Annotated in this window: 13 protein-coding genes; all 13 read right to left on the reverse strand. The window is 55.4% G+C overall.

Annotation, left to right across the window (positions count from 1 at the left end; translation table 11 throughout):
* Window positions 1–6: 6 nt before the first annotated feature.
* A complete protein-coding gene (gene pheT, locus Q9R35_RS07860; RefSeq protein ID WP_125304340.1) occupies window positions 7–2,412 on the reverse strand; it encodes a phenylalanine--tRNA ligase subunit beta in 2,406 nt (801 codons plus the stop codon).
* 77 nt (window positions 2,413–2,489) lie between these two features.
* Entirely contained in the window at window positions 2,490–3,512 is a 1,023-nt protein-coding gene (pheS, locus tag Q9R35_RS07865; protein ID WP_003800363.1) for a phenylalanine--tRNA ligase subunit alpha, read from the reverse strand.
* 70 nt (window positions 3,513–3,582) lie between these two features.
* The gene (gene rplT, locus Q9R35_RS07870; RefSeq protein WP_009454390.1) at window positions 3,583–3,942 is read right to left on the reverse strand and encodes a 50S ribosomal protein L20; all 360 of its coding nucleotides are present in this window, start codon (window positions 3,940–3,942) and stop codon (window positions 3,583–3,585) included.
* Window positions 3,943–3,958: 16 nt separating this feature from the next.
* Window positions 3,959–4,156 (reverse strand): 50S ribosomal protein L35, encoded by a 198-nt coding sequence (rpmI, locus tag Q9R35_RS07875; protein WP_003800367.1) that lies wholly within the window; start codon window positions 4,154–4,156, stop codon window positions 3,959–3,961.
* Window positions 4,157–4,485: 329 nt separating this feature from the next.
* Window positions 4,486–6,006, reverse strand: coding sequence for a YifB family Mg chelatase-like AAA ATPase (locus tag Q9R35_RS07880; RefSeq protein WP_125304339.1), 1,521 nt, complete (start codon window positions 6,004–6,006; stop codon window positions 4,486–4,488).
* A gap of 107 nt (window positions 6,007–6,113) precedes the next feature.
* Entirely contained in the window at window positions 6,114–6,791 is a 678-nt protein-coding gene (locus tag Q9R35_RS07885) for a pentapeptide repeat-containing protein (protein ID WP_226348804.1), read from the reverse strand.
* A 96-nt stretch (window positions 6,792–6,887) separates the two neighbouring features.
* Window positions 6,888–8,042: a CynX/NimT family MFS transporter gene (locus Q9R35_RS07890; RefSeq protein WP_226348893.1), complete on the reverse strand. Its 1,155-nt coding sequence runs from the start codon at window positions 8,040–8,042 to the stop codon at window positions 6,888–6,890.
* Window positions 8,043–8,129: 87 nt separating this feature from the next.
* The gene (locus Q9R35_RS07895; protein ID WP_009454398.1) at window positions 8,130–8,417 is read right to left on the reverse strand and encodes an accessory factor UbiK family protein; all 288 of its coding nucleotides are present in this window, start codon (window positions 8,415–8,417) and stop codon (window positions 8,130–8,132) included.
* A gap of 106 nt (window positions 8,418–8,523) precedes the next feature.
* Complete coding sequence (locus tag Q9R35_RS07900) at window positions 8,524–9,009, reverse strand: hypothetical protein (RefSeq protein WP_045931427.1); 486 nt, start codon at window positions 9,007–9,009, stop codon at window positions 8,524–8,526.
* Between the two features lie 318 nt (window positions 9,010–9,327).
* Complete coding sequence (ptsP, locus tag Q9R35_RS07905; protein ID WP_171902903.1) at window positions 9,328–11,040, reverse strand: phosphoenolpyruvate--protein phosphotransferase; 1,713 nt, start codon at window positions 11,038–11,040, stop codon at window positions 9,328–9,330.
* Between the two features lie 60 nt (window positions 11,041–11,100).
* Window positions 11,101–11,370, reverse strand: a complete 270-nt coding sequence (locus Q9R35_RS07910; protein WP_003800381.1) for an HPr family phosphocarrier protein — start codon at window positions 11,368–11,370, stop codon at window positions 11,101–11,103.
* Window positions 11,371–11,405: 35 nt separating this feature from the next.
* On the reverse strand, window positions 11,406–11,813 hold the full coding sequence (locus tag Q9R35_RS07915; protein WP_009454402.1) for a PTS sugar transporter subunit IIA: 408 nt from the start codon (window positions 11,811–11,813) through the stop codon (window positions 11,406–11,408).
* Window positions 11,810–12,772, reverse strand: a complete 963-nt coding sequence (gene gshB, locus Q9R35_RS07920; protein ID WP_042480343.1) for a glutathione synthase — start codon at window positions 12,770–12,772, stop codon at window positions 11,810–11,812. The genes Q9R35_RS07915 and gshB overlap by 4 nt, the downstream gene beginning before the upstream one ends.
* Between the last annotated feature and the right edge of the window lie 59 nt (window positions 12,773–12,831).

A 12,831-nucleotide genomic window follows, 5' to 3' on the forward strand; every position in this document is an offset into this window, starting at 1 on the left:
GTCTCCTTATGCCCTTGCCCGTGCGCCATGCGCGGATACCAGTGCCGCCAACAATACCTCCAGGCATTGCTCCACGCGTTCATCATCCAGCGTGCTCGCGCTGTCTTGCAGCCAGAAACGAATCGCCAGACTCTTTTCCGATGCATCGTTCTTGTCGCGCCAGACGTCAAACAACTGAATGTCCTTGACGATGGCTGCTTGTGCTGCCGTGCTGCGCACCTGGTTCAATGTATCCAGCACAGCTTGATAGGATACGTCCTTATCCAGCCAAACTGCCAGATCTCGTTGCACCACAGGCTGCTTGGATACTTCCTGAGCATGCACTACGTCGTCGTGAGAGATGGCATCTACATCCACCTCAAAGACCACGGGTGCCTGATTCAGGCCAAATTCGCTCAACCACTGAGGATGGATTTCACCAATCCAACCTATGGTTTTACCATCCAGCTTCACACTGGCGCTACGGCCTGGATGCAAGGCGGGGTGAGCCTCAGGCTCGAAACGAACTTGAGCAGCACGTTGGCCCAACAAGGTTTCCAGATCGCGCTTGACATCAAAAAAGTCAACCAGACGATCAGGCTGACCCCACTGCTCAGTCACAACAGGCCCCCAGGCAGCGGCCGCAATGCGGTTGGGCTGATGAATACCCGCCACAGTCAAAGGACCGTTTTCTTGGGAAGCATCGCGCATGAAGACACGGCCGAACTCGAACACACGCACGCGCGACTGACGACGGTTGGCGTTGCGTTCAATATTGGCCAGCAGACCCGGAATCAGGCTGCTACGCATCACCGCCAACTGGCTGGCAATGGGGTTCAGCAAACGGATAGGATCAGCCTGCCCATTAATGTCTTTTTCCCAGGACTCCTGCACAAAGGAAAAGTTGATCACTTCCTGATAGTCCTGGGCAGCCAGCACAGCGCGCAAGGCGTGCGGACCACGCAAGGACTCGACCGGCACACGCATTTGCGCGGCGGCGACCGGAGGCAGGTCAGGAATATTTTCAAAACCGTAAATACGGGCCACTTCCTCGATCAGGTCTTCTTCAATCGTCAAATCGAAACGGAAGCTGGGAGGGTTGACCGTAAAGACACCGTCAGCCACCGAGAAGTCCAGGCCCAGCAAGGTGAAGATGCTTTCAACCTGCTTTTGATCCAGAGGAATACCCAGAACACGGCGGCAGCGATCCAGGCGCATGGCCACTGGCTTGCGCTCGGGCAAGGCCACAACCTGATCATCCATAGGACCGGCCTGGCCACCGCAGATTTCCAAAATCAGCGCTGTGGTGCGTTCCAGATGCTGGGTTATGGAGTCGAAGTCCACGCCACGCTCGAAGCGGTGGCTGGCATCGGAAGAGAACTTGTAGCGACGGGCACGGCCCATGATGGCTTCTGGCCACCAGAAAGCCCCTTCCAGATACACATCCGTCGTGTCCAGCGTGACGGCACTTTGTTCGCCGCCCATGATACCGGCCATGCTTTGCGGTACATCGTTAACCGCGATCACGCCAACATCAGTATCCAGCTCGACGTTCAAACCGCTCAGCAGCTCCAGTTGTTCGCCTTTACGTGCCCAACGCACTTCCAGACCAGACTGTACGTGCTGCAAATCGAACACGTGCGTAGGACGGCCCAGTTCCAGCATGACGTAATTGGAGATGTCCACCAAAGCAGAGATCGAACGCTGGCCGCTGCGCTCCAGACGGGTTTTCATCCAGTCCGGGGTTTTCGCACGCGCATTGACGCCGCGAATCACACGTCCGGCAAAGCGGCCGCACAGATCAGCGTCTTTCACGGTCACGGAAACGCGATCTTCAATCGTGACAGGAACAGGTGTGAAGTCTGGCAGTGTCAGTGGCTCGCCCGTCAGAGCGGCCACTTCACGCGCCACGCCCAGCACGGACAGGCAGTCCGCACGGTTAGGCGTCAATTTCAATTCAATAATCTGGTCGTCCAGATCCAGCAGTTCACGCAGGCTTTGACCCACTGGCGCGTCTGCATCCAGTACCAGCAAACCATCGTGATCTTGCGACAGACCCAGTTCGCGACCCGAGCACAACATGCCGGCGGACTCCACGCCACGCATTTTGACCGGGCCAATTTTCATGCCACCGGGCAGTTCTGCACCAACACGGGCGACCGGGATCTTAATGCCTTGAGCCGCATTGGGCGCACCGCACACAATCTGCAGCAGCTTGCCCGAGCCGTCATCGACCTGGCATACGCGCAGGCGGTCAGCGTCGGGATGAGGGGCAATCTCGGCAATAAAGCCAACGACAACATTCTCGAACGCTGGCGCGGCGGCTTGAATTTCTTCAACCTCCAGGCCAGCCATCGTCAGTTGATGACCCAGTTCTTCAGTTCCCAGTTTGGGATTCACAAAGCGGCGCAGCCACGATTCGGAAAATAACATGATGCAAAGATGGAGACGTAAAACGGCGTATACCGGAACCGACCGGGCCTAAGAGGCCCAGCGGCGCGAAGTAGGAATCAACGATTGAACTGCTTCAGAAAGCGCAGATCGCCTTCAAAGAACTGGCGCAAATCGTTAACACCATAGCGCAACATAGTCAGGCGCTCCAGTCCGGAACCGAAGGCGAAACCGATGTAACGCTCTGGGTCCAAACCGAAATTGCGCACCACTTGCGGGTGAACCTGCCCGGAACCGGAGATCTCCAGCCAACGGCCCTTGTTGGGACCGGAGGAGAACATCATGTCAATCTCGGCGGATGGTTCGGTAAAGGGGAAGAAAGAAGGTCGAAAGCGTACGACCAGATCGTCGCTTTCAAAGAAGGCACGCAGAAAGTTCGTGTAAACGCCTTTCAGGTCAGCAAAGGAAATATCCTCGGCAATCCACAGCCCTTCCACCTGGTGGAACATGGGCGAGTGGGTGGCATCACTATCGACACGATAGGTACGGCCGGGGGCAATAACCTTGATAGGTGCCTGATTCATGCGGGCGTAACGCACCTGCATGGGGCTGGTGTGCGTGCGCAGCAAATAGGGCAAACCTTGCTCGTCGTTCATATCGATATAGAACGTGTCTTGCATCGAACGAGCGGGGTGATTCTCCGGATTATTCAGAGCGGTAAAATTTGTCCAGTCATTTTCGATTTCGGGGCCGTCAGCCACATCGAAACCGATAGAGCGGAAAATGGCTTCGACACGCTGCCAGGTCTGGATCACCGGGTGAATACCACCGGTGCCACGACCACGGCCGGGCAAAGTCACATCAATCTGTTCTTGAGCCAGTCGCTGGTTCAATTGTTCTGCCGCCAGGGCAGCACGACGATCGTTCAGCAGATCTTCAATTTCGCGCTTGAGCACATTGATGCTGGCACCTGCTGCTTTTTTCTGCTCCGGCTCCATCTGGGCAAGGCCTTTCATCAAGGCAGTGATGGCACCTTGTTTACCCAAAAATCGAGCTTTAGCGTTTTCCAGCGAGGCGGCGTCCTGAGACTGCTCAAATAAGGCCCGAGCCTGGGCAATCAGATCGTCGTGAGAGGAAGTCATGGCGTGTTACTTTCCAAAAACAAACGGAGCCTCAAAGGCCCCGTTTGTGAACTATACAGTCAGATACCGCTTAAGCAGCCAGAGCGTTCTTAGCCTGTGCAACAACAGCAGCAAAACCTGCCTTGTCTTTAACAGCCAAGTCAGCCAGAACCTTACGGTCCAAAGCGATGGAGGCTTTGTTCAGGCCGGCGATAAACTGGCTGTAGCTCATGTCCAGTTCGCGGCAAGCTGCGTTGATACGGGTAATCCACAGCGAGCGGAATACGCGTTTCTTGTTACGGCGGTCACGGTAGGCGTACTGACCTGCCTTCATGACAGCCTGTTTGGCTATACGGAATACATTACCGCGACGGCCGCGAAAACCTTTGGCCTGGGCAATTACTTTCTTATGGCGTGCGCGTGCGTTAACACCGCGTTTTACTCGTGACATGTTCGATTCTCCCTAATCAAGCGAAAGGCATCATTGCTTTTACGGAAGCGACGTCGGCTTTATGAACCTCGACGGCACCGCGCAACTGACGTTTGTTCTTGGTCGTCTTCTTGGTCAGAATGTGACGCTTGAACGCTTGGCCCCGCTTGATGGAACCGCTACCACGAACCACAAAGCGCTTGGAGGCGCTTTTTTTGGTTTTCATTTTAGGCATGAAATTACTCGACTAATTTGTGTCTGCGGGTGGTCGCCTAGGAAGCTGGCTGACACTTGTATGACCCAAAACAGGCACTTATTTTTTTCTTTGCCCGCCGCCAGAACAGATCCAAACAGGGGAAAAGCTCTTGATTATAGGGTGATTCTTGAAGGATTGTCCAGATATCAAAGGGATTTTTTGCAGTTGAACCGTTGTTGGCAGGCCATCAAGGAAAACAAGAAACGGTGCCCTCGGCCGGATGCGCGTCAGCGTCATGGCGCCTGTCGGCCCTTAGCTTGTCCGATCCTGCCACACCTGGCGACGTCCGCCTTCCTGTTGGCTCGGATTCACGGCAACTCAGGCCTGAACTGCAATGCTTCGGCAATATGCGGTCTGGCAATCTGATCTACTCCGGCCAGATCCGCAATTGTCCGCGCCACCCGCAAGACTCTACCCTGCACGCGCTCAGACCAATGCCAGCGTTTGCGTGCACTGGCCAGCAGTTGCAAGGCCTCCGCAGACAAACGCCCATACTCCTTCAAACTCGCTACCGATAGACGAGCGTTACGTACCGTCTGGCGTGCCAACTGCCTCTCGATCGCCTCCTGTACCCGCAGCCTGACCTGACTGGATGCCTGAGCGGCCTGATCACGCTCCGGATCGGACTCGCTTAAGGTCACCAAAAGATCAATTCTGTCCAGCATCGGCCCCGATAGGCGCTGCCGATACAGCTCTCGTTGAGCAGGAGAACATCGACACGCCCGATGGCGACTTGCCGCCCAGCCACAGGGACATGGATTCATGGCAGCCACAAATTGAAATTGTGCCGGGAAGACTGCTTGCTTCTGCGCACGAGAAATATGTACGCAGCCCTGCTCCAGAGGCTCTCGCAAGGCCTCCAGAGAGCGCCGGCTGAACTCGGGCAGCTCATCCAGAAACAGCACTCCATGATGCGCCAGCGAAACCTCCCCTGGCCTTGGGCGGCTTCCCCCGCCAATCAAGGCAGGAGTCGACACGCTATGATGCGGGGCGCGAAAAGGCGGTCGCCTGCTGAAAAAGTCCTGCTCTTGCACAAAGGAATACAAGGCGGCCACTTCCAGCTGAGCGTACCGATCCAGATCAGGCAATAAACCCGGCAGGCGTTGAGCGAGCATGGTTTTACCCACACCCGGCGAGCCATTCAACAAAAGGCTATGTCCACCAGCCGCAGCTACTTCCAAGGCACGACACGCCAAAGCTTGTCCCTGCACGTCCGACAAACAAAGCTGTTGAACATCATTCGGCTCTGCCCAAGGCTTGGCCAGCGCAGGTTCCAGTTCCTTGTCCCCTCGCAGATACCCCGCTGCCTCAGCCAGACTGGCAACCCCGCAGACCTGCAGATCAGGAACATGGGCGGCAACTTCAGCACTCTGCGCGGGCAAAAGCAAACAAAGTTCCGGATGCCGACGCGCCATACCCAAGGCGATCGTCAAGGCGCTTTGAACCGGAACCACGGCTCCGGTCAAAGACAGCTCTCCGGCCATGACGTAACGCTCCAGGCCTGTAATAGCCTGCTCACGCTGCTTGTCGTCTGGACGGCTAAGTTGGCCGCTGGCCAGCAAAATTGCCAAAGCCACGGGCAAATCAAAGCGCCCCGAATCCTTGGGCAAATCAGCAGGCGCCAGATTGATGGTCAGTCGGGCTGCAGGAAAGTCAAAACCACTGGCTTGCAAGGCGGCGCGTATGCGCTCCCGGCTTTCGCGAATACCGGCATCGGGCAAACCAACAATATGGAAGGCGGGTAATCCTGGAGCGACATGCGCCTCGACACGCACGTCTATAAAATCCAGGCCCGACAAAGCGCAGCTATTTAAAACGGCCAAGGACATATGCCCTTCTCCCTTTCCAAGGCAAACGTTCAGTCTGCCTGTCAGGAAAAAGAAGCTCCAGATATCTGCCTTAAAACATCACTGGGTACTTGTACGACACACAGGTCTTACTGAACCTGCACGCCCATGGAGCTGACCAGCTGGACGGCCTGCTCTACGGACAAACATGCGCCTTGGAAAGAGTTATTCAAGTCGTACAAGGTGATGCTGCCCAGTTCCACACTGCGAAGGTCTGCTCCCTTGAAGTTCACCCCTCTCAGGCTGGCGCCCCTCAAGCTGCCGCCTTCAAATACGGCATCCTGAAAATTGCAGCCGCCCAGATCGGCATCGGAGAAATCCAGTTGCACCAGATTTTGTTTACGGAAGTTAATCGCACGCAAGGTGGCACCGACCAGCTTGCATTCACGCAGACTCAAATCCAGACCACGGGTTTCGTTGAAGATGGCCCCGCTTAGTTTGGAGTCCTCGATGTGCATGGAAGCAATCTGGGCACGCACCCACTTGCTCAAGTGCAGATCACACACCCGAAAGCGCGCCGAACTTAAATCAGCCAGGCTGAAATCCACTTGTCCCAGCTTGCAGCGTTGCCAGACTGTGTCTTGCAGATGCGCCCGTGCAAAGCGGGTATTCAAAAAGCTGCAGCCCGAAAACTGCACACCGTCCAGTTCCAGACCCGACAGATCCTCATCATCAAAGGTGCAGTTCTCGAAATTCAAAGACTCATGCGAGGCGGCCAAAAGATCGACCAACTCATCTCTTGTGACCTGGACATTACTGGCGAGCATCTTGCTGCTTTCCCCTCAAAAAAAACAGAGCCAGCATTATCGAGCTGGCTCCTTCATGATCTGATTCAGACGACCCGACTCCGATCAGAGCAACGCTTAACGGCCATTTGGCAGAACCAATCGAGACAAGCACCAGGCAATGATCAAGCCCAAAACAGCAAAACCAACTGTCGCGATCCAGGCCCACTGCCATCCGCCCAAAACATGCACAACCGATGCCACAACAGGCGGCCCTACAAACTGCCCCAATGAAGAACATTGCTGCACCCAGCCCACCGAGGTTGAGGTGGTCTCTGGCGAGGGGGCTGCCGTGACTGCCAGGAAGAACAAGGTAGCGGGAATTAAGCCACCCACAATCGAAAACAGCAGGATGGCGACAAACTGAACCACCAAACTTTGTGTCAGCCCGAACGCAACGATAGCACACGCGATCATACCCAAATAGCCTGCTTGCAGCAGCCTATGGGGCGGAATACCCGCATGCAGACAACGCCCTGCGCCCAGATTTCCCACGACATTCCCGGCCGCAATCAGGGCCGTCAGCAAACCGGCGGTGCCGACTGCTATCTCTGCCTGGTTATAAATAGTGGGCATAAAACCGACGACCGCCGCCCACTGTGCGGCATACACACCGAAGGCCAAGGCCAGCAACCAAACCCGGCCGGAACTTAAAGTGGTGCGCAGCAGACTGGACCAGCGATGAGCGGAGGCATGCTGTGCTGCACTTCTGGTTTGAGTCTGAGAGTCTGGCGGCACCAGCAGAAAGGTCAGGACCATGAAAATGACCGTCAATATGCCCAGAACCACCCACAAGGTACGCCAGGAACCAACTGCCAACCAGGCAGCGCCAGCCCACAGCATCAAGACTGCCCCGGCAGGCATGTAACAGCCCCACAAGCCCATGACTCGGCTCAACCGCGCCGCATCAGTAATACGCTTGATCAAGGCCGGAATGGGCAGCACCACCATCAGAAAGCCACAGCCTTCTATCATGCGGCCCAGTAAAACCAGAGAACTGTGCTCAAACACGGAGCCAATCAGCGAGGCTAGGCTCAATATACCCAGCCCGATCAAGATACAGCGGCGCAGGCCGATTTTCTCGGAAATCAGGCCTATGCATAAGCCCAGCAACATGCCAGCCATCTGTACGCTGGCCAGCAGGAACCCGGATTGCACCAGGTCCATGCCTAATTCCCGCTGCATAAAAGGCAAAGCCGGGGGTACCTTCCACACATGCAGTGCGGCGCACACCCCAGTCAAGACAAGAAAAACAGCAATGAAAAAGGGGCTGGCCGATTGTGTGCCCCCAGGCCTGGCGACCGTATTCAAATGAAGTGATCAGCCTTGGCTGCCCTCTTGAGCAGAAGTATCGCCATCTTGAGGAACAGGAGTTTGACGCCCTTCCAGGGCTTGCAAACGTGTTTCCAGAGCCGCCACACGAGCCAGTGCGCGTTCCAGCATCAGCTTGTAGGTATCAAACTCTTCACGGGTGACCAGGTCCATACGGTTGAAGGCCTGGCCCATAAAGGCTTTTACATTGCGCTCAATATCGGCAGCCGGACTTTTGGCGATCAGCTCCGAGACGTTTTTTTGCAAATCTTCCAGCCACTCGCTACGATTAATCATGGTCCTCTCCTGAAAATATTGACACTACCAGCAGTATAGAAAAAGCGGGTGCCAAAGGCACCCGCTTTTTGCATCTGGCCAGACAATCAGCCGAATTATTCAAACCTCAAGGTTTGGATTGCTCAGAAGGAACCGAAGATGGCGAGGAATCTACACCATTACCCAGCTTGTCCTGGATGGCTTTGTCCGCTTTGGCTGCACCATCTTTAATGGCATCACCAGTACGGCTGGCCGCATTGGCCACAGCGTCCTTGGCTTCACCTGCTTTTTCAGAGACTTTGTCGCCGGCAGCCTTGGCATCTTCCTTCAAGGAATTGGTATTTTCCTTGGCGTTTTCTTTCTGTTCCTCTGCTTCTTTTTTGACGTCGTCAGCAACTTTAGCGGCGTCCTGCTTCAGTTCTTCCGTTTTTTGCTCCAGGGACTTGTCAGCCTCAGGTGCGGGTGGAGTGGCAGGTGCTGTCGATTGTGGAGCAGCGACAGGAGCAGGTGGCGCGCTCGTAGCGGCTTTATCGTCCTCTTTGGAACACGCAGCCAAAAGAGTCATCGAAGCAGCAGCGGCCATGACAGCAAAATGAGCACGAGTCAGTTTCATAAGATTTCCTTCCTACTATTCCAAGGTCGCTAGATAGAATGGGCCGATGCCTGGTGCGACTTCCGGCTCGGCCTTGGGTCTGTTACAACTCCCCTAAAAGCCATTCTATCGGTGCTGGGCACGCAGACCAATCTATTAGTGTAAATCCTGATTTCAATTATTCTGACGATATAGCTCAAGCTTCATGACAAACCCTTTAACAACAAGCACCTAGCGGGAAGCCCGGTTCAGGTGCGTTGTTACAAATGGAATCCCTCATAGGTTTACAGCCGGGGTTTGTTACAAATTTGCCAAATTAAATTGACTATTTTCAACCACTTAGGCAGCTAATGTGGCCAGATCGATGCGCTCGGCCCGGTTCAAGGCACTGGCAACCTTTACGCGCAAGGCATTGGAATGCGATAGACGCACTTCCTTTTTCACATCCAACAATTGCTGCGGATGCATGGAGAATTCTTTCAGGCCCAGCCCCAGCAACATGCGAGTGACCGAGGCATCCCCTGCCATTTCCCCACAGATCGCCACGGGTTTGCCGGCCCGGTCTGCCGCGTTGATTGTGTGTGCAATCAAACGCAGGACCGCCGGGTGCATGGGGTCGTACAGGCTGGCAACCTCGGCATCACCCCGATCTACCGCCAGGACGTACTGGATCAAATCATTGGTGCCGATGGACAGAAAATCCAGTTCCTGCACAAAGGGCTCGATGGCTATGGCGATAGCGGGCACTTCCACCATCGCACCCAATAAATAATTGCGCGCAAACGGTGTACCCGATTTTTCCAGCTCCCGGGCTGCCGACTCAATAGCCTGACGACTGGCATGGACCTCGTTCATGGAAGAGATCATGGGAATCAAAATACGGATTTGCCCATGCTGACTGGCGCGCAACAAGGCACGCAGCTGTGTGGCAAACATTTCAGGCTTGTCCAGACAGTAGCGAATTGCGCGTAAGCCCAGCGCCGGATTGGTAGCGACCGTTGCGTCGCCATCCAGTGTTTTGTCAGCGCCAATATCCAGTGTACGGATAGTGACGACCTTGCCTTTCATGGCCTTCACCACACGGGAATACGCTTCGTACTGTTCCTGCTCGGAAGGCAGATCCGTGCGCCCCATGAAGAGAAATTCGCTGCGAAACAGGCCAATACCGTCGGCGCCCGCCTTCAAGGCCAGCTCAGCTTCTTCAGGAAGCTCGATATTGGCTTCCAGGCGAACGTTAATGCCATCCAGTGTCACTGCAGGCGCATCCAGCAAGGCTTCCAGCTCGGCTCGCTCACGACGATAGGCTTCCTGACGCTCCCGGTATTCAGCCAGAACCAGCTCGGACGGATTAACAATAACCGCACCTGAAAAGCCATCCACGATCAGAAAATCGCCATCGCGAATCAGACTGCGGAAGCTACCCAAACCCACTACGGCTGGAACACTCAAGCTGCGAGCCACAATGGCCGTGTGCGAAGTGGGCCCGCCCAAATCTGTCAAAAAACCGGCGAAATGACCACCGCGCAAGCGCAGCATATCTGCTGGGGAGATATCACGTGCCACCACGATCAGCGGCTCTTCCTGGGCTGCTGAAAAACCGGGAAGCAATGCTGGCTTACCGGCCAGAACACGCAATACGCGCTCGATGACCTGGCGCACATCAGCGCCACGCTCGCGCAGGTATTCGTCTTCCATTTGGGAGAACTGCTCGACCAGCATCTGACCTTGCGAGGTCAGAGCCCACTCCGCGTTGTAGTGACGCTCGGCAATGATGGCACAGGTTTGCTGCGTCAGCATGGGATCATCCAGCAGCAGGCTGTGCACCGTCAAAATAGGTGCCAGCTCGCGTGGCGCATCCACAGGCAACTGATCAACCATGGCTCGAAGTTCGTCGCGAGTGCTAGCCATGGCACTTAACAAGCGCTGGCTTTCAGAATCGACGTCTTCGGCGGCAATCCGGTAATGAGGAACTTCCAGTGCTGCTGCGCTCATCACCACGGCTTTGGCGATGGCATACCCCTTACCGACTGCTTGGCCTTGAGCGGTGAACATCGCGGGCAAATCAGAGGCCGGGGTTCGAGCTGCAGCACTATTCATGACCAGATTTCTTCCTTATTCGTTTTCACCAAACTTGGCGTCAAACAACGCCTGAATGTCATTAAGGGCCTGATCGGCATCATCGCCCTGGGCGTCCACAACCACGGTGACCCCCATTCCGGCGGCCAGCATCATGACACCCATAATACTTTTTGCATTCACGCGCTGAGAGCCACGCGCGATAAAAATCTCACTGCTATAACGGCCGGCCAACTGTGTAAGCTTGGCTGCTGCCCGTGCATGAAGACCTAATTTATTACTGATCGTGATGGATACGCTAGGCATAAGGGCAACTGGAAAAATGAAAGTGAAAATTCAAATTAGCAATGGCAGTCGGCGTGGACAATGCCACGCAACGCGCCTGCCATGACATCCTGAGCGAACTGCTCAGGATTGTCACGTCGCTCGGTCAAGGCTTTCAACACCATGCACATATTGGTGCCGGTCAATAAATAAGCGCCCTGCCCTTGATCTTGCAAAGCTTGCTGGACTCGACGGGCCACGTTAAAGGGCGTGGCACCGTAAAGATCACACAGTATCAGTGTGGCGGGCGAGTCCGGCGCTTGCGTTTGCAGTTGCCCCAGCAAGCGGTCCACCGCCGTATCCGTGCATTCGTCGGCCTGAATGTCAAAGACAAACAGATCAGGCTTTTCGCCCAGGACGTGCTCGGCACAGCTGGCAAACGCACTGGCCAGAGGCTCGTGCATGATCAAGGCAAGGCGTATCACGCGCGTCCCGTCGCTTGTTCGACGGCCTCGGCAAAACGCTGTGCAACGTCAAAACCTGTCTGCTCAGTAATTTCAACGAAACAAGTTGGGCTGGTCACATTGATTTCGGTAACGTAGTCACCAATCACATCCAGACCAATCAGCAGCAAGCCACGTGCGGCCAGCACAGGGCCCAGGGTACGGGCAATATGCCAATCGTGTTCGGACAAGGGTTGGGCAACCCCGCGACCACCGGCTGCCAGATTGCCGCGAGTCTCGCCCGCCAAGGGAATACGAGCCAAAGCATAAGGCACAGGTTCGCCGTCAATAATCAGGATGCGCTTGTCACCCTTGACGATTTCAGGGATGTAGCGCTGCGCCATAATGGTTTGCGTCCCATTGGCCGTCAACGTTTCCAGGATCGCGCCCAGATTGGGCTCGGGATCTTGCAGACGGAAAATACCCATGCCACCCATGCCGTCCAGCGGCTTGACGATCACATCCTTGTGTTCCTGGTGAAAGGCACGCAAGCGGGCCATGTCACGGGTAACCAAGGTGGGAGGGGTAAATTCCGGAAATTCGGTAATAGCGAGTTTTTCAGGGTGATTGCGAATGGCCGCACCCGAATTGAATACCTTGGCCCCCTGCTCCTGCGCAAAGCTGAGCAAGTGTGTGGAATAGGAATATTCCATATCAAAGGGCGGGTCCTTGCGCATGATGACTGCGTCAAAGACATTCAATTCCTGCTCGGTAGCAGCTTCGGGATAAGTCCACCACGACGGCGCACGCAAATCAGCATCAGCGGCAATGCTGACAGCCTGACTGCGCGTACGAACCCGGCTTTGGGAAATGTACAAATCAGACTGCAAGGTCACGCTGACGCGATGACCACGCGCCAGGAATGCACGCATCATGGCAACGGAGGAATCCTTGTAAGCCGACAGGCTGGGCAAGGGATCAATGATGAATAAAACGTGCATATCACACCTAGAGAAAAACGCCTTTGCAGACGGGCTGCAAAGGCGATTGTGCCCGACTC

The sequence above is a fragment of the Alcaligenes sp. AB3 genome (assembly GCF_031844565.1).
GTDB classification, from domain to species: Bacteria; Pseudomonadota; Gammaproteobacteria; order Burkholderiales; family Burkholderiaceae_B; genus Alcaligenes; species Alcaligenes faecalis.